16 protein-coding genes and 1 pseudogene are annotated in these 17,387 nt (G+C 68.0%); 3 read left to right on the plus strand and 14 right to left on the minus strand.

Annotation, left to right across the window (positions count from 1 at the left end; genetic code table 11):
* Positions 1-14: 14 nt before the first annotated feature.
* The 5 genes from ACIQOU_RS23785 to ACIQOU_RS23805 form a co-directional block, all read right to left on the minus strand.
* A complete protein-coding gene (locus tag ACIQOU_RS23785) occupies positions 15-968 on the minus strand; it encodes a helix-turn-helix transcriptional regulator (protein ID WP_401538810.1) in 954 nt (317 codons plus the stop codon).
* Between the two features lie 128 nt (positions 969-1,096).
* The gene (locus ACIQOU_RS23790; RefSeq protein WP_401538811.1) at positions 1,097-1,468 is read right to left on the minus strand and encodes an FKBP-type peptidyl-prolyl cis-trans isomerase; all 372 of its coding nucleotides are present in this window, start codon (positions 1,466-1,468) and stop codon (positions 1,097-1,099) included.
* A 61-nt stretch (positions 1,469-1,529) separates the two neighbouring features.
* Positions 1,530-2,534, minus strand: coding sequence for an FKBP-type peptidyl-prolyl cis-trans isomerase (locus ACIQOU_RS23795; protein WP_401538812.1), 1,005 nt, complete (start codon positions 2,532-2,534; stop codon positions 1,530-1,532).
* A gap of 134 nt (positions 2,535-2,668) precedes the next feature.
* Entirely contained in the window at positions 2,669-4,030 is a 1,362-nt protein-coding gene (gene pafA, locus ACIQOU_RS23800) for a Pup--protein ligase (RefSeq protein WP_401538813.1), read from the minus strand.
* Positions 4,031-4,039: 9 nt separating this feature from the next.
* Complete coding sequence (locus ACIQOU_RS23805) at positions 4,040-5,299, minus strand: MFS transporter (protein WP_401538814.1); 1,260 nt, start codon at positions 5,297-5,299, stop codon at positions 4,040-4,042.
* Between the two features lie 78 nt (positions 5,300-5,377).
* On the opposite strand from ACIQOU_RS23805, the gene ACIQOU_RS23810 reads away from it, so the two are divergent.
* On the plus strand, positions 5,378-6,436 hold the full coding sequence (locus ACIQOU_RS23810) for a LacI family DNA-binding transcriptional regulator (RefSeq protein WP_401539027.1): 1,059 nt from the start codon (positions 5,378-5,380) through the stop codon (positions 6,434-6,436).
* A 64-nt stretch (positions 6,437-6,500) separates the two neighbouring features.
* Here ACIQOU_RS23810 and prcA read toward each other — a convergent pair whose 3' ends face one another.
* The 6 genes and pseudogenes from prcA to arc form a co-directional block, all read right to left on the minus strand.
* Positions 6,501-7,265 carry a proteasome subunit alpha gene (gene prcA, locus ACIQOU_RS23815; RefSeq protein WP_401538815.1) on the minus strand — a complete coding sequence of 255 codons (765 nt, stop codon included), beginning with the start codon at positions 7,263-7,265 and terminating at the stop codon, positions 6,501-6,503.
* A 58-nt stretch (positions 7,266-7,323) separates the two neighbouring features.
* Positions 7,324-8,169 carry a proteasome subunit beta gene (gene prcB / locus ACIQOU_RS23820; protein ID WP_401538816.1) on the minus strand — a complete coding sequence of 282 codons (846 nt, stop codon included), beginning with the start codon at positions 8,167-8,169 and terminating at the stop codon, positions 7,324-7,326.
* Positions 8,121-8,417: pseudogene (locus tag ACIQOU_RS23825) on the minus strand (endonuclease VII domain-containing protein); the annotation flags it as partial. The gene prcB and the pseudogene ACIQOU_RS23825, both read right to left, overlap by 49 nt.
* Before the next feature lie 106 nt (positions 8,418-8,523).
* Positions 8,524-8,742, minus strand: a complete 219-nt coding sequence (locus tag ACIQOU_RS23830) for a ubiquitin-like protein Pup (RefSeq protein WP_401538817.1) — start codon at positions 8,740-8,742, stop codon at positions 8,524-8,526.
* A 190-nt stretch (positions 8,743-8,932) separates the two neighbouring features.
* Complete coding sequence (gene dop, locus ACIQOU_RS23835; protein ID WP_401538818.1) at positions 8,933-10,444, minus strand: depupylase/deamidase Dop; 1,512 nt, start codon at positions 10,442-10,444, stop codon at positions 8,933-8,935.
* A gap of 232 nt (positions 10,445-10,676) precedes the next feature.
* Positions 10,677-12,443 (minus strand): proteasome ATPase, encoded by a 1,767-nt coding sequence (gene arc, locus ACIQOU_RS23840; protein WP_401538819.1) that lies wholly within the window; start codon positions 12,441-12,443, stop codon positions 10,677-10,679.
* Positions 12,444-12,687: 244 nt separating this feature from the next.
* Here arc and ACIQOU_RS23845 point away from each other — a divergent pair, with 244 nt between their 5' ends.
* On the plus strand, positions 12,688-12,993 hold the full coding sequence (locus ACIQOU_RS23845; RefSeq protein ID WP_401538820.1) for a ferredoxin: 306 nt from the start codon (positions 12,688-12,690) through the stop codon (positions 12,991-12,993).
* Between the two features lie 58 nt (positions 12,994-13,051).
* Here the strand turns inward: ACIQOU_RS23845 and ACIQOU_RS23850 are convergent, their stop codons facing one another.
* From ACIQOU_RS23850 to ACIQOU_RS23860, 3 genes are all read right to left on the minus strand, one after another.
* Positions 13,052-13,621: a hypothetical protein gene (locus ACIQOU_RS23850; protein WP_401538821.1), complete on the minus strand. Its 570-nt coding sequence runs from the start codon at positions 13,619-13,621 to the stop codon at positions 13,052-13,054.
* A gap of 214 nt (positions 13,622-13,835) precedes the next feature.
* Positions 13,836-14,738: a tRNA (adenine-N1)-methyltransferase gene (locus ACIQOU_RS23855; RefSeq protein WP_401538822.1), complete on the minus strand. Its 903-nt coding sequence runs from the start codon at positions 14,736-14,738 to the stop codon at positions 13,836-13,838.
* Between the two features lie 50 nt (positions 14,739-14,788).
* Positions 14,789-16,288 (minus strand): site-2 protease family protein, encoded by a 1,500-nt coding sequence (locus tag ACIQOU_RS23860; protein WP_401538823.1) that lies wholly within the window; start codon positions 16,286-16,288, stop codon positions 14,789-14,791.
* A 178-nt stretch (positions 16,289-16,466) separates the two neighbouring features.
* Between ACIQOU_RS23860 and ACIQOU_RS23865 the strand changes: the two genes are divergently transcribed.
* On the plus strand, positions 16,467-17,378 hold the full coding sequence (locus ACIQOU_RS23865; protein WP_401538824.1) for a RecB family exonuclease: 912 nt from the start codon (positions 16,467-16,469) through the stop codon (positions 17,376-17,378).
* The last annotated feature ends 9 nt before the right edge of the window (positions 17,379-17,387 follow it).

Below are 17,387 nucleotides of genomic sequence, written 5' to 3' on the forward strand. Positions count from 1 at the left end.
TTGTCCGCTCCCCCTCAGCCCCTGGCCACGGCCCGCAGCCGGTCCACCACGTCCACCCGCAGCTCCGCGGGCTCCACGACCACCACATCCGGACCGAACTCCACCAGCCACGCGTCGAGACCGTGCCCGTACGGAATCTCCAACTCGTCCCAGCCGTCACCGAGTTCCCGCACCGCCGAGGCTTTCGCCCGAAGGGGGTAACCGGAGCCCTTGCGCAGCCGGATCACCGCGGACCGGTCGGCGGTCTCCCCCGCCCACTCCGCCACCGTGTCCCGCACCGTGACCACATCCGGCACCTCGACCGTGAACTGCCCGTTGCGGCTGCGCACCCGACCGGTGATCCGCGACAACCGGAACACCCGTTCCGCACCCCGGTCCCGGTCCCAGCCCGCCAGATACCAGTGGCCGCGCCAGCACTCCAGCGCCCACGGCTCCACCTGCCGCTGCTCGGGACGGGCCGCGGTCGCCTTGCGATAGTCGAACACCACCGGCCGACGGTCCCGGCACGCCAGCATCAACGGCTCGAACGCCGCCTCATGCACCGGAATCCGCGGCTCCAACGCACCGTGCGCCTCATACGGATCGACGTCCTCGGGCAGCCCCGCCGCCCGCAGCTTCTGCAACGCGCCGCTCGCCGCACCGGCCAACCGCGCCTGCTGCCACACCTTGGCGACCAGCCCCAGCGCGGCGGCCTCCTCCGCGTCCAGCGTGATCGGCGGCAGCCGGTTGCTGTCCCGGCGCGCCCGGTACCCCGTCTCGCCGTCCAGGTTCTCCACGGTCTCGATGACCAGGCCCAGTTCGCGCAGATCGTCCTTGTCCCGCTCGAACATCCGGTTGAACGCGTCGTCCGAGCCCGCCTCCAGATACGCCTCCAGGGACTCACGCAACTCGCGCTTGCTGAGGGGCCGCCGCGTCCCGAGCAGACACAACGCCAGGTTCATCAGCCGCTCGGCCTTGGCAATGGCCATCGACGCCCTTCGCCTCCCTCAGTACACACCGGCGATGACCGTACCGCCCCGACGTGTCAGGACAAAAGCCGAGGGCCCACGCCCGAACAGGCATGGGCCCCAGGTGATCGGGTCCGGTCGGACTCCGCTCAGACCGCGAGCAGGTCCACGACGAAGATCAGCGTCTCATTGGCCTTGATCAGCGGGCTCGGGCTCTGGCTCCCGTACGCCAGGTGCGGCGGGATCGTCAGCCGGCGACGGCCGCCGACCTTCATGCCCTGCACGCCCTGGTCCCAGCCCTTGATGACCCGTCCGCCGCCCAGCGGGAAACGGAACGGCTGGTCACGGTTCCAGCTGGCGTCGAACTCCTCGCCGGTGCTGAACGACACACCGACGTAGTGCACGGTGACGGTCTGGCCGGCCTTGGCCTCCTCACCCTCGCCGACCCAGAGGTCCTTGATCTCAAGGTCCGCCGGCACGTCGCCCTCGGGAAAGTCGATCTCGGGCTTCTCGATGCTCACGTCTCTAGCTCCTGCTTGGTCTGCGGTAAGGCAACGATCACAGTCTTACATCCCCGGCGCCTCACATCTTCGCGAGGATGTCCACCGAGAACACCAGCACCGAGTCCTTCTTGATGCCACTGCCCGCCGGCGGCTTGTCCCCGTACCCCAGGCTCGGCGGCACCACCACCAACACCCGGCTGCCCACCTTCTTCCCGGTCAGCCCCTGCGCCCACCCCTTGACGACCTGCTGCAACGAGAACGACGTCAGCATCTTCCTGCTGTACGTCGAGTCGAACTCCTTACCCGAGTCCCACAGCACGCCCTTGTACTGCACCAGCACCGTGGAGTCCGCGGCGACCTCCGCGCCGTCCCCCTCGATGATGTACTCCGCCACCAGCTTCGTCGGCGCAGCCGTCTTCGGCACCTCGATCGACGGCGCCTTGCCGTCCGTGTCCGTCCCCACCTTCGGCAACTTCGCGTCGCTCTGCGCGACCTCGGTGCCCTTCGCCGAACTCTTCGCGTTGAACGTGTCCTGCACATCCACCACGAACACCAGCGTGTCCGTCCCCTTGATCCCACCCTGCGGGTTGCCCCGCGTGCCGTACCCCCACGTCGGCGGCACCGAGAACTCCACCCGGCTGCCCACCTTCTTCCCCGCCAGCGCATACCGCCAGCCGTCGATGATCGTCCCCTGCGACAGCTGGATCAACAACGGCGTCTTCCGATCGTAGGAGTTGTCGAACACCTTCCCCGAAGACCACACCTGCCCCAGGTAGTTCGCCTGAAGGTAATCGCCCTCCGCGACCGTCTTCCCGCCCCCCGCGATCACCGTCTTCACCGCGAGCTGCTTCGACGGATCACCACTGCCCTTCGCCACCGTCGGCTTCTCGTCGAACTTCGTCCCCGCCGTGATCGCCGGCAACGGACCGTCCACGATCTTCGGCGGCGGCGCCGCGGACTCCGACGCCGAAGCCGACGGCGACGCGCTGTCAGCCGCCCGACTCGAATCGGACGTGTCACTGCCACACCCCGAGACGGCGACAAGTCCGGTGGGAACAGCGATCAGAAGGGAGCGACGGCGCACGGTGGGGGCCTCAATCAATCGATCTTGTGGATGGAGTGCGCGCAACTCTACGACGTGAGAAGGGCGCCGCACTGAAAACGTGCGACGCCCGTGTTGCGTTCCGGTCTTTCACCGGAACGCGTTGCTCACCACACTCACATTCCCGCGATCAGCTTCTCCACCCGATCGTCCACCGAACGGAACGGGTCCTTGCACAACACCGTGCGCTGCGCCTGGTCGTTCAGCTTCAGATGCACCCAGTCGACGGTGAAGTCCCGGCGCTGCTCCTGAGCCCGACGGATGAAGTCACCACGCAACCGCGCCCGAGTCGTCTGCGGCGGAACCGACTTGCCCTCGAAGATCTTCAAGTCGTTGCAGATCCGGGCTGCTTGACCCTTCCTCTCCAGGAGGTAGTAAAGGCCCCGACGACGATGGATGTCGTGATACGCGAGGTCTATCTGCGCGACCCGCGGATGCGACATGGTCATGTTGTGCTTGGCCCGATACCGCTCGATGAGCTTGTACTTCATCACCCAGTCGATCTCGGTACCGATCCGGTCCAGATCCTCCGCCTCGATCGCGTCGAGCGTCCGTCCCCACAGTTCGAGCACCTGCTCGATCGTGCCGGTACGAATCCCCCGCCGCTCACAGAAGTCCACGGCCTTCTCGAAGTACTCCCGCTGCACCTCCAGCGCCGACGCCTCCCGGCCGCTCGCCAACCGGACCTTACGGCGGCCCGTGATGTCGTGACTGACCTCCCGGATCGCCCGGATCGGGTTCTCCAGCGTCAGATCCCGCATCACCGTGCCCGCTTCGATCATGCGCAGCACCAGATCGGTCGCACCGACCTTCAACAGCATCGTCGTCTCGGACATGTTCGAATCGCCCACGATCACATGCAGCCGACGGTAACGCTCCGCATCCGCGTGCGGCTCGTCCCGCGTGTTGATGATCGGCCGCGACCGCGTCGTCGCCGACGAGACACCCTCCCAGATGTGCTCCGCCCGCTGACTGACGCAGTAGACCGCGCCCCGCGGAGTCTGTAGCACCTTGCCGGCACCACACAGAAGCTGCCTCGTGACCAGGAACGGAATGAGAATGTCCGCCAGCCGGGAGAACTCCCCGTGCCGCGCCACGAGGTAGTTCTCGTGACACCCGTAGGAGTTGCCGGCCGAGTCGGTGTTGTTCTTGAAGAGGTAGACGTCGCCCGCGATTCCTTCCTCGTGCAGGCGTCGTTCTGCGTCCACCAGGAGTCCTTCGAGAATGCGCTCGCCGGCCTTGTCGTGGGTGACCAACTCGGTCACGTTGTCACATTCCGGTGTCGCATATTCCGGATGTGACCCCACGTCGAGATAGAGGCGAGCCCCGTTTCTCAGAAAGACATTGCTGCTACGGCCCCATGACACGACACGGCGGAAGAGGTACCGCGCCACCTCGTCAGGCGACAGGCGGCGCTGTCCCCTGAACGTGCACGTGACGCCGTACTCGTTCTCCAGCCCGAAAATGCGGCGGTCCATGACTGAACATTACGCCCGATCACCCGAGCTGAAACGGGGTTCGACGGCACGGTTTGGATCATTTTCCGATGAAGCCGCAACCACCACCCGCCCACCAGGACCCGCCAGCACCCGCGACGTCGCCAACAGCACCGCCAACGACGCAGCCCCCGCCGCCCCCGGCACCGCGAAACCCCACAACGCCCCACCCGCCTCCACCACCGGCCCCGCGAGCCCCGTCCCCACCGACGCCCCCACCGTGAACGTCGTCACCAACCACGAGAACGCCTCCGTCACCGTCCCCGCCGGCGCGTGCCGATCCACCAACACGAACGCACACGCGATCGCCGGCGCGAGAAACACCCCCGCCAACGCCGTCAACGCCACCATCGCCACCGCCCCCGGCCTCACCATCAACGGCAGGTAACACACCGCCAGCAACGCCACCAGCACCTGCAACCGGCGCCCCGGCGCCCCCGTCCACCGACGCGCCCCGTACACCCCGCCCCCGACCAGCGCACCCAGCCCCAACGCCGCCATCAGCCACCCGTACACCACGTCCCCACCGTGCGCGTCCGCATACGGCACCGACGCCACCGTGATCGACCCCAACGCCATCCCCACGAAGACGAACGCCCCCAGCAACGCCACCAACCCCGGCGACCGCAACGCCCCCAACCAGTGCGCCTCCCGCGGCGCCGAACGCCACGCACGCGACGGCGGCGACACCACCACCGACAACGCCCCCAGCACCCCCACCCCGTTCATCACCAACAACGCCACCTGCGCCGACCACAACGACGTGCACAACGTCACCAGCAACGGCCCCGCCGTGAACATCACCTCCTGCGCCACGGCATCCATCGCGTACGCCGTGTGCACCTTCTCCTCCTTGCCCAGCACACTCGGCCACAGCGCCCGCAGCCCGCCCTCAAGCGGCGGCGTGCACAACCCCGCCCCCACCACCGCCGCATACGCCGCCCACAACGAACCGATCCCCCCGAACGCGAACGCCGCCATGGCCAGCGCCGACACCACCGCCGCCGGCAACTGCACCCGTGGCTGCCCCCGCAGATCCACCCACCGCCCCAACACCGGCTGCCCCACCGCGTTGGCCACCCCGTACACCGCCGCCAACGCCCCGGCCAGGCTGTAACTGCCGCCCTCCGCCCGCACGAACAACACGATCGCGATCGGCGCCGTCGCATTCGGCAACCGGCCCACCAATGTCCCCACCAGAAGCCGCGCCGCATGCCGTGCCCGGAGGATCTCCAGGTAACCCGTGGCCATGTCCCCACCTTCCCGCCGGCGAAGGCACCCGCACCAGGCACCCACGTTTTACGTATAACGTCGATGAGCATACGTACCATGTGCGCTGTCCACCAGCCCACACGAAGGAGCACCCCGACGGTGGCCCCAGACAACCCCCGCCCCACCAGCCGGGACGTCGCACACGCCGCCGGCGTCTCCCAAGCCGCCGTCTCCCTCGTCCTGGGCGACAAATGGCGCGGCCGCGTCTCCGAGACCACCGCCCAACGCGTCCGCACCGCCGCCCACGACCTCGGCTACCGCCCCAACCTCGCCGCCCGCAACCTCCGCCTCGGCCGCACCCGCACCGTCCTCCTCGTCGTCCCCGCCCTCACCACCGAATTCTTCGCGGGCGTCTACACCGGCGCCGCCCGCGTCGCCGCCGACCACGGCTTCGGCCTCGTCCTCTACCCCTCCCCGCAAGGCATCGGCCCCGCCCGCGACCCCTTCGCCTCCGCCCAGGCAGCCCTAGACGGCATCATCGCCTCCTCCATGGCGGCCGACGCCCTGACCGCCCTGCGCGGCGACCACCTCCCGCTCGTCATGCTCGACAGCGACCCTCACGGCAGCCACGGCGCCACCACCGTCAACCTCGACATCGCCGACGGCACCCGCCAGATCGCCGACCACCTCCTCGGCCTCGGGCACCGCCACTTCCTCCACCTCGCCGCCGACATCGCCTCCTGGACCTTCGACGTCCGCGCCCGCGAACTCGCCACCCGCCTCACCACCACCCCCGGCACCACCCTGCGCACCGCCCACGCCCCCATCACCATCCACGACGCCCTCACCGCCACCGAAGCAGCCCTCCGCACCCCCGGCCCCCGCCCCACCGCCCTCGTCTGCGACGACGACAAACTCGCCGCCGGCGCCTACAAAGCGGCCCGCCGCCTCGGCCTCCACATCCCCGACGACCTCTCCATCACCGGCATCGACGACCTCGCCCTCGCCACCGCCCTCGACCCCGAACTCACCACCGTCCACCTCGACGCCGAACTCTTCGGCGAACACGGCATGACCGCCCTCCTCGCCGTCCTCGAAGGCCGCACCCCCACCCCCGGCGACATCCCCGTCCGCCTCATCGTCCGCGGCTCCACGGCGCCCCCACCCAGCCCCTGAACACCACAGTGCCCCGGCCGCAACCACGACCGGGGCACACACAACCGACAACGACGCCGAACGACTAACCGTCCTTGGACTCGGGCCCCTCGCCCTCGCTCTCCTCGGCCTCCGCAGCCGTCGACGCGCCACCCACCTCAAGCAACCGATCCAACTGACGCCCGACGATCCGCTTGAACTTCCGCTTCTGCGGACGCGTCCGGTCCAACACCGCCACCTCAAGCCGCTCCGCCGGAATCTCCCGCTGCGACCCGTTCGACTCACGCGACAACGCCTGCACCGCCAGCTTCAGCGCCTCGGCCAGACTCATCCCGTCCTGATGACGCTGATCCAGATACGTACCGATCAACTCGGCATTACCGCCCACCGCGACCGAACCGTGCTCGTCCACGATCGAACCGTCATGCGGCAACCGGTAGATCTGATCGCCATCCGGAGTGTCACCCACCTCCGCCACGACCAACTCCACCTCGTACGGCTTCTCGGCCGCACTGGAGAAGATCGTGCCCAACGTCTGCGCATAGACATTGGCCAACCCACGAGCCGTCACATCGTCCCGGTCATAGGTGTACCCGCGCAGATCCGCGTAGCGCACACCACCGATCCGCAGATTCTCGTACTCGTTGTACTTACCGGCAGCCGCAAAGCCGATCCGGTCATAGATCTCGCTGAACTTATGCAGCGCACGGGACGGATTCTCACCGACGAACACAATGCCATCGGCATACTGCAACACCACCAGACTGCGACCACGCGCAATACCCTTGCGGGCATACTCCGCACGGTCCGCCATCGCCTGCTGAGGTGAGACATAGAACGGCGTCGACACCGGTTAACCGTCCCTTTCTGTCAGAGTCACTGGACCACCTACCCAAGAACGACCGGAACTACAGCAACGCAGCCCGAGGACCATCAGGCTGCTCAAGCCGCCGCTCCAGGATCGAACGAGCGATCCCCGCCGACTCATCGTCCGTCAACCGACGGAAACCATCCTCGGTGATCACCGTGACGATCGGATAGATCCGGCGTGCCACATCAGGCCCACCGGTCGCCGAATCATCATCAGCCGCGTCATACAGCGCCTGCACCACAAGAGTCGTCGCCTGCTCCTCCGTCAGATCCTCACGGAACAGCTTCTTCATCGCCCCCCGCGCGAAGATCGACCCCGAACCCGTCGACGCATAACCCTGCTCCTCCGAACGACCACCCGTCACGTCGTACGAGAAGACCCGGCCCCGCCCACGATCCACGTCATAACCCGCGAACAGCGGCACCACCGCCAACCCCTGCATCGCCATACCCAAGTTGGAACGAATCATCGTCGACAACCGGTTCGCCTTGCCCTCCAACGAGAGCTGCGCCCCCTCGACCTTCTCGAAGTGCTCCAGCTCCAGCTGGAACAGCTTCACCATCTCGACAGCCAGGCCGGCCGCACCGGCGATACCCACCGCCGAGTACTCGTCCGCCGGGAACACCTTCTCGATGTCCCGCTGCGCGATCATGTTCCCCATCGTCGCCCGCCGGTCACCCGCCAGCACGACACCACCCGGGAACGTCACCGCGACGATCGTCGTCCCGTGCGGCGCCTCGACGACACCCTGCACCGGGAGCAACTGACGCTTACCAGGCAGCAACTCCGGCTGCTGCTCGGCAAGAAAGTCCATGAACGAAGAAGACCCAGGCGTCAGGAAGGCAGCTGGTAGACGCCCGGTGCTACGAGTGTTGGCTTCCACGCGTTTCCTTCCAGATAGGCAGCAGCCCGCCTTATGGCATCGGGCCGATCCTTGAACTGCCCCAGCGCGGCATTGCAGCTGAAGCACAGTACGCCAGGGACCCTACCCGTCTCATGGCAGTGATCCACATGTTCAGGCGATGCCGCAGGACAGATGCCAGAGACACCCGCCTGACCAGCAATCAACGCATCCCGCTCAGCCTCGGTGAGACCGTGGTGCCGCTTCAGGTGTCGCCGGCGGCCCCTCACGCATGGGCGAACGCCGCTCGCGGCGTGTGAACCTCGCACCGCGAGCAACGCTCCACACTGTCTTCGATCTCCACACCGAGCACCCCCCGAACCTTCAATCCGAAGGCTATTCTCCGCCCTTCTGAACGAATGAGCGCACGAACTCCTCCGCGTTCTCCTCCAGGACATCGTCGATTTCGTCAAGAACCGAGTCCACGTCGTCGCTCAGCTTTTCCTGTCGCTCCTTGAGGTCTTCGGAGGCCTGCGTTTCCGCTGCCTGCTCCTCGACCTCTTCGGTGGAGCGCGTCGCCTTCTGCTGGCCGCCGCCGGTGTCCTTGGTCGCCATAACCCTCACCCCGCTCAGTTCGCCCGACATGGTCGACAGGTCTGCATTCCTGCCGATCGGTAATGAATCAGACCCTACAAGCCGGGTCCGACATCGGCCCCGCAGTTTCCACAACGTACGGAGGCCACCTCGATGATTCCCGGCCGCCGGGGTTTCCACCCCGGTTCGCGGCCGGGAGATCGGAATCGGTTCAGCCGCCCGACAGGACCTTGACCAGGTCTTCCGCGGTACGGCAGCGGTCCAGGAGTTCCTTAACGTGATTACGCGTTCCGCGAAGCGGTTCGAGGGTTGGGACCCGCTGGAGCGAGTCCCGGCCCGGCAGGTCGAAAATGACCGAGTCCCAGGAGGCCGCGGCGACGTCGTCGGCGTACTGCTCAAGGCACCGTCCGCGGAAGTACGCGCGGGTGTCCTCCGGCGGCTTCGTGCGGGCCCGCTCGACCTCGGTGTCGTCCAGGAGCCGTTTGATGCGCCCCCGGGCCGCGAGCCGGTTGTAGAGGCCCTTGTCGGCGCGTACGTCGGCGTACTGGAGGTCGACGAGGTGCAGTCGGGCGGCGTCCCAGTCAAGGTCGTCGCGGCGCCGGTAGCCCTCCATGAGTTCGCGTTTGGCGACCCAGTCGAGTTCGCCGGCGAGGCTCATGGGGTCGTTCTCCAGACGGTTGAGGGTGTCCTCCCAACGGCTGAGAACATCCCTGGTCTGGTCGTCGGCGTCGGCTCCGTAGCGCTCCTCGACGTATTTCCTGGCCAGCTCGTAGTACTCCATCTGGAGCTGGACGGCGGTGAGTGTCCGGCCGCTGCGGAGGGTGACGAGGCGCTGGAGTCCGGGGTCGTGGGAGACCTGGTGGAGGGTGCGTACGGGTTGGTCGACGGCGAGGTCGACGGCGATGAAGCCGTCCTCGATCATGGAGAGGACGAGGGCGGTGGTGCCGAGTTTGAGGTAGGTGGAGATCTCGGAGAGGTTGGCGTCGCCGATGATCACGTGGAGGCGGCGGTACTTGTCGGCGTCGGCGTGGGGTTCGTCGCGGGTGTTGATGATGGGGCGCTTGAGGGTGGTCTCCAGGCCGACCTCGACTTCGAAGTAGTCGGCGCGCTGGCTGATCTGGAAGCCGTGCTCGTGGCCGTCCTGGCCGATGCCGACGCGTCCGGCGCCGGTGACGACCTGGCGGGAGACGAAGAAGGGGGTGAGGTGGCGCACGATGTCGGAGAAGGGGGTTTCCCGCTTCATCAGGTAGTTCTCGTGCGTGCCGTAGGAGGCGCCCTTGTTGTCGGTGTTGTTCTTGTAGAGGTGGATGGGCTGGGCGCCGGGGAGTTGGGCGGCTCGTTCGGCGGCCTCGGCCATGATGCGTTCGCCGGCCTTGTCCCAGAGGACGGCGTCGCGGGGGTTGGTGACTTCGGGTGAGCTGTATTCGGGGTGGGCGTGGTCGACGTAGAGCCGTGCTCCGTTGGTGAGGATCACGTTGGCGAGGCCGATGTCCTCGTCGGTGAGCTGGCTGGAGTCGGCGGCCTCGCGGGCGAGGTCGAAGCCTCGCGCGTCTCGCAGCGGGTTCTCTTCCTCGAAGTCCCAGCGGGCCCGGCGGGCCCGGTGCATCGCCGCGGCGTAGGCGTTGACGATCTGGGATGAGGTGAGCATGGCATTGGCGTTGGGGTGGCCGGGGACGGAGATCCCGTATTCCGTCTCGATGCCCATTACTCGCCGTACGGTCATGCGGCCCTCCTTGCCCGGCGGTGTCCTCGGTCGGGGACGCCGCTCAAGTACCGCTGGCGCTCCGGTGCGTGTGCGGTGCCCGTCCCCGCACTGCGCGTTTCGGCGGTAGGAAGAGCCTAGAACGCCGCTGCGGTGGTGGGGAGATCATTTGCGTCATTGGTTGCTCCGGCCGGGTGCTGAAAAACAGTCGGCTGCGGGTACCCGGTGAGGGGACCCGCAGCCGCCCTGTGTTTTACAGGTACTGACCGGTGTTGGCCACGGTGTCGATGGAGCGCCCGGTGTCCGCGCCCTGCTTTCCGGTGATGAGGGTGCGGATGTAGACGATCCGTTCGCCCTTCTTGCCGGAGATGCGGGCCCAGTCGTCCGGGTTGGTGGTGTTGGGGAGGTCTTCGTTCTCCTTGAACTCGTCCACGCAGGCCTGGAGGAGGTGGGAGACGCGGAGGCCCTTCTGCTGGCTGTCGAGGAAGTCCTTGATGGCCATCTTCTTGGCGCGGCCGACGATGTTCTCGATCATGGCGCCGGAGTTGAAGTCCTTGAAGTAGAGGACTTCCTTGTCACCGTTGGCGTAGGTGACTTCGAGGAAGCGGTTCTCCTCGGATTCGGCGTACATGTGCTCGACGGCCGTCTGGATCATGCTCTGGACGGTGGTGGCCCTGCTGCCGCTGTGCTCCCCGAGGTCGTCGGAGTGGAGCGGGAGCCGTTCGGTGAGGTATTTACCGAAGATGTCCTTGGCGGCTTCGGCGTCGGGACGTTCGATCTTGATCTTCACGTCCAGGCGGCCGGGGCGCAGGATGGCGGGGTCGATCATGTCCTCGCGGTTGGAGGCGCCGATGACGACCACGTTCTGGAGGCCTTCGACACCGTCGATCTCGGCGAGGAGCTGCGGGACGATGGTGTTCTCGACGTCGGAGCTGACGCCGGAGCCGCGGGTGCGGAAGAGGGACTCCATCTCGTCGAAGAAGACGATGACGGGGGTTCCTTCGCTGGCTTTTTCGCGGGCTCGTTGGAAGACGAGGCGGATTTGCCGTTCGGTCTCGCCGACGTATTTGTTGAGGAGTTCGGGGCCCTTGATGTTGAGGAAGAAGCTCTTGCCTTGGGCCTGTCCCGTGACTTCGGCGACCTTTTTGGCCAGCGAGTTGGCGACGGCTTTGGCGATGAGCGTCTTGCCGCATCCGGGGGGTCCGTAGAGGAGGACGCCCTTGGGCGGTCGGAGTTCGTGCTCCTTGAACAGGTCGGGGTAGAGGTAAGGAAGTTCGACGGCGTCGCGAATGGCTTCGATCTGGCCGCCGAGGCCGCCGATCTGTTCGTAGCCGATGTCGGGTACTTCTTCGAGGACGAGTTCTTCGACCTCGCTCTTGGGGACGATCTCGTAGACGTAGCCGGAGCGGGGTTCGAGCAGGAGGGCGTCGCCGGGGCGGATGGTGACGTCCAGCAGCGGCTCGGCGAGCCGTACCACCCGTTCCTCGTCGGTGTGCCCGAGCACCAGGGCGCGTTCGCCGTCCTCAAGGATCTCCTTGAGGGTGACGATGTCGCCGACGCGCTCGTACTCCATGGCCTCGACCACGTTGAGTGCTTCGTTGAGCATGAGTTCCTGGCCGCGCCGGAGTTCGTCGGTGTCGACGCTCGGGCTGACGTTCACGCGGAGTTTGCGTCCTCCGGTGAAGATGTCGGCGGTGCCGTCCTCGTTGGCTTGCAGGAAGACTCCGAAGCCGGCCGGTGGCTGGGCGAGCCGGTCGACTTCCTCTTTGAGGGCGACGATCTGGTCGCGGGCCTCGCGGAGCGTGTTGGCGAGTCTTTCGTTCTGGGCCGAGACGCCGGCCAGATTGGTCTGTAGCTCGACGATCCGCTCTTCGAGGATTCTCGTGTGTCGCGGAGAGTCGGCGAGCTTGCGCCGCAGGACGGCGATCTCCTGCTCAAGGTAGGCAATCTGTCCGGCGGGGTCGTCGGACCCTCGTCCCGGGCGGATGCCGCGGTTCATGTCGTCGTCGTGGGCTGCCACGGTCCTCACCTCCTCCAAGGGGAGCTGGACGCTTCCAGACCCTACCTGGGTGGGTGTCGATTGAAACCCCTAGATCACAAAGACTGTAGAGGTGTGTCCGATCTTCACCCTTGCGCTCTCCCTCACGCCAGGGGAATACCCACCGAACATGATTGGGAAGCGGGCGAAGGTAGGGTCGAAGTGTTCAACACCCGTCAGCGCTGGCCGGATTCCTGGTGGGCGCGGGGCAGAAATGGCAGGAGACATGAGCGTGCAGCAGGGGACCGGGGTCGATGGTGAGGCTCTGGAGGTCTGGATCGATCAGGACCTGTGTACCGGTGACGGGATCTGCGTGCAGTACGCGCCGGAGGTGTTCGAGCTGGACATCGATGGTCTGGCTTATGTGAAGGGTGAGGGCGAGGAGCTGTTGCAGGACCGGGGTGCGTCGACTCCGGTGCCGTTGCCGCTTCTGGTGGATGTCGTGGACTCGGCGAAGGAGTGTCCGGGTGAGTGCATCCATGTGCGGCGGGTTTCGGACAGTGTCGAAGTGTTCGGTCCGGACGCGGAGTAATCAAATCGTTGCATCGCGTGACGTCTGTCGGGGGTCTCGCGGGCGCCGCTGAGGCGGGTCAGACGCGGTGTGCTCCGGCGGGCGTGGAGCGGGTGAACGCGCCGTTCTTCCACTGCCATTGCGCGCTCGTGGTGACGTCCGGGCAGCAGCGGGGCACGTCGGTCGAGGAGTAGCCGAGCAGGGTGGCGAGGACGGTGCCGTCGTCGACGGAGACGTCGCGGACGGTGGTGCCGTCCTTGGGGTCGACGAGGGTGGCGACGATGCGCGGGGCGCCGTCGGTGGAGCGGGTGACGACGTAGACGCCGTCGGGCGGGGTGCCCATGGGGGCGTCGCAGTGGACGACGGCGACCGTCTCGGGGCTGCCGTCGCCGTCGAGGTCGCCGGTGGCCTTCTTGTGGACGACGGCTTTGACCGGTCCGCAGGTGAGCGGGAAGTGGACGCCGGTGGGGTCGGGGGCGGCGGCGTGGGTGGTGCGTGCTCCGGCGTCGGCCGGCTGAGCCGCGGTCGCGGAGTTGGGGTGCAGGACCGAGCTGAGGGCCATGACGCCGGCGATGGCCGTGGCGGTGGCGACCCAGTGGATCGGGCGGGTGTGCGTCTGTGCCAGTTCCGGGACGGCGGAATGCTGCACTAGGAGCGTCTCCTGTGAGGGCTGTGCCGGTGGGGTGGGGTGGCCAGCATCGTGCCACATGTCACAGGTGGGGGGAACGGCGGGGTGCGGTGGGCGTGCGCCGGGTGGTCGTTTCGCGGTGGGGTGTCAACAGGTGGGCGGCGCGGCCTGGTTGCCCGGTCGGTCGGGGAACCAGGCCGCGCCGCCCGTTCGTTGGACGCGGCAGGGGGCCGTTTCAGCGGCCGGCGCCTGCACCTGCGTTCGGTCCGTCGTAGTCGTCGCCGTAGGCGCCCTTGGCGGGGCGGCGGCGACGCATGGGGGGTTCGACACCGTCGGCCAGGCGGCGGGCGGTGAGGAGGAAGCCGGTGTGGCCGATCATCCGGTGGTCGGGGCGGACGGCGAGGCCTTCCACGTGCCAGTTGCGGATCATCGATTCCCAGGAGGTGGGTTCGTTGAAGCTGCCGATCTCGCGGATGGATTCGACGGTGCGGGCGAGCTGGGTGGTGGTGGCCACGTAGCAGCAGAGGATGCCGCCGGGCACGAGGGCCTTGGAGACGGCCTCCAGGCACTCCCAGGGGGCGAGCATGTCGAGGATGACGCGGTCGACGTCGGTGTCGGACAGGTTGTCCTGGAGGTCGCCGACGGTGAGTTGCCAGGCGGGGTGGGGGCCACCGAAGTAGCGCTCCACGTTCTGCTGGGCGATCTCGGCGAAGTCCTCGCGGCGCTCGTAGCTGTGGAGCATGCCCTGGTCGCCGATGGCGCGCAGCAGGAAGCTGCTGAGGGAGCCGGAGCCGACGCCTGCTTCGACGACGCGGGCGCCGGGGAAGATGTCGGCGAAGGCGAGGATCTGCCCCGCGTCCTTGGGGTAGACCACGGCGGCGCCGCGGGGCATGGACAGGACGTAGTCGGGGAGCAGGGGGCGCAGCGCGAGGTAGGCGACGTTTCCGGTGGTGCGGACAACGCTGCCCTCGGGTGCGCCGATCAGTTCGTCGTGCGGGAAGGAACCCTTGTGGGTGTGGAAATTCTTCCCGGCTTCGAGCGTGAACGTGTAGTGGCGGCCCTTGGGGTCGGTCAGCTGTACCTGGTCCCCGACCGTGAAGGGCCCGCGCCTGCGGGCGGCACCGGTCGGTTCGGACATGTGACCAGCCTACCGGCGTTTGTGGGGGTCGCCGACCATGTGGGGGTGGTTCAGCTGGGGCGGGCCATGGCCTTGACGAAGGCGCGCTCGACGTCGGCGGCGGACAGGACGCCGTAGATGGCGCCGGTGTCCTCGACGACGAGGTATTCGGTGGCGGGGGTGGCCCGGAGGGCGTCGAGGAGGTCTTCGCCGGCGAGTTCGGCGGAGACGCGCATGCCGTCGGTGAGGTCCTGGGCGAGGCCGCTGACGGCGACCCAGGGGCGGCGGTGTTCGGGGACGCCGACGATGGCGGCCTCGCGGACGAGGGAGAGGGGGGTGCCGTCGGGGTCGACGACGACGAGGGCGCGGGCGCCGGCGGCGTTGGCGCGGCGGAGGGCCTCGGAGAGGGGGGTGTCGTTCTCGACGGGGACGGCGCGGCGGGTGAGGTTGCGGGCGCGGAGTTCGGGGAGGTGCTCGCGCAGGCGGGCGACGCGGAGGCTGTTTCCGGCGCCGGTCCAGATGATGGCGGCGAGGATCGCGGCGAGAAGGGCGTCGGTGACGGTGTCCATGCCGACGTTGGTCTCGGCGGTGGTGCCGAGGGCGCCGGACTGGGTGAGGAGGGGGAGGCCGATGAGGACGGTGACGGCGAGGGCGCGGCCGACCCAGGCGGCGGCGATGGTGCCGGTCATGGGCTTGCCGGTGATCTTCCAGACGATGGCGCGGAGCATGCGTCCGCCGTCGAGGGGGAGGCCGGGCAGGAGGTTGAACGCGGCGACGATGAGGTTGGAGATCATCAGGCCGGCGAGGAGGACGCCGGGGACGGTGCCGGGTTCGACGGGTTGCATGGCGAGGTAGAAGACGCCGGAGAGGGCGAGGGAGAGAAGGGGTCCGACGAAGGCGAGGATGAATTCGCGGCCGGGGGTCTCGGCTTCTTTCTCGATCTCGGAGACGCCGCCGAAGAACTGGAGCTGGATGCGGCGGACGGGGAGTTTGAAGCGGAGCGCGGCGACGGTGTGGGCGAGTTCGTGGATGAGGACGGAGGCGTAGAAGGCGACGGCGAAGAAGAGGGAGACGAGGTAGCGCAGGGCGCCGAGTTCGGGCAGGACGCGTTCGAGTTGTCCGCCGAAGACCCAGGTGATGAGGGCGGCGACGAGGAACCAGCTGGGGGCGACGTAGACGGGAACGCCGAAGGGGCGGCCCATGAGGAGTCCGCCGCGGGGTTCGCGGGGCGGTGTGGGCGGGCGGGTGCCGTGGGCGGCGGGGCCGGCCGGGGTGCGGTCGGCGGGGCCGGGGGTGTCGGCACCGGCGCTGTCGTCCGCGCCTGCGTGGTCGTTCCCGTCGGGGTGCTGGGGTTTCTCGTCGTGGCCGGCGTCGGGGGTCGGGGGGTGCGGGTCGTTGCCCATCGCGGCGTCTCCCTTGGCTTCGTCGCCGGGCGGTCGGGTGGGTGGCGCGGGGGTGGGCCGGTCGTCAGCGGGGGTGCCGGTGGTGTCGGGGGTGCCGGGTCGGGGGGTCGACGTGCCGGGCTTGTCGGTGTCGGACTGCGGCTGACCGCTCCCGCCGCTCTCGTCCACGGTGTCCCCTCGTTCGCAGCGTCTTCCGGGCCGGCCGGCGCGGAAGGGTCTGTGGTCGATGGTATGCGGCGGTCGTGGCGTGTTTCGCCCCGGCACCCCCTGTGTTTTCGCGGGCGTTGCGTGGGTTCGGGGCCGGGGTGGGGGGTGACTGTCAGTGGTGGGTCGTAGGGTCTGGGGCATGGAGACGAGCGTGGAGGGCGTTGTGGCGGCGCCGGAGGAAGCGGTTGCGGCGCGGGTGGCGGTGGCGCCGGCGAGTCTGTCGCCGTCGCGGGCGGGTGACTTCATGCAGTGTCCGCTGCTGTACCGGTTCCGGGTGATCGACCGGTTGCCGGAGCGGCCGAGTGAGGCGGCGACGCGGGGGACGTTGGTGCACGCGGTGCTTGAGCGGTTGTTCGACGTGCCGGCGGCGGAGCGGACGGCGGCGGGGGCGCGGTCGTTGGTGCCGGGGCAGTGGGAGCGGTTGCGGGAGTCGCGTCCCGAGGTGGTGGAGCTGTTCGCGGACGATCCCGACGGTGAGCGGCTGGCGCGGTGGCTGGGTGAGGCCGAGGCGTTGGTGGAGCGCTGGTTCACGTTGGAGGACCCGACGCGGTTGGAGCCCGCGGAGCGGGAGTTGTTCGTGGAGGCGGAGCTGGATTCGGGGCTTCGGTTGCGCGGGATCATCGACCGGGTGGATGTGGCGCCGACGGGCGAGGTCCGGATCGTGGACTACAAGACGGGGAAGGCGCCTCGGCCGCAGTACGCGGAGGGGGCGTTGTTCCAGATGAAGTTCTACGCGTTGGTGGTGTGGCGGCTGAAGAAGGTGGTGCCGCGCCGGCTTCAGCTGGTGTATCTGGGCAGCGGGGATGTGGTGACGTACGACCCGGTGCCGGCGGATCTGGAGCGGGTGGAGCGCAAGCTGCTGGCGTTGTGGGAGGCGATCCGGCTCGCGACGCGGACGGGTGAGTGGGTGCCGCGGCCGACGAAGCTGTGTGGGTGGTGTGATCACCAGGAGCGGTGTCCGGAGTTCGGTGGGACTCCCCCGCCGTATCCGTTGCCGGTCAGGGCGGTCGGGTCCGAGGGGGGCGTGCAGGGCAGAATGGGCCCGGACTAGCGAAGGAGT

This window comes from Streptomyces sp. NPDC091279, assembly GCF_044757465.1.
GTDB lineage: Bacteria > Actinomycetota > Actinomycetes > Streptomycetales > Streptomycetaceae > Streptomyces.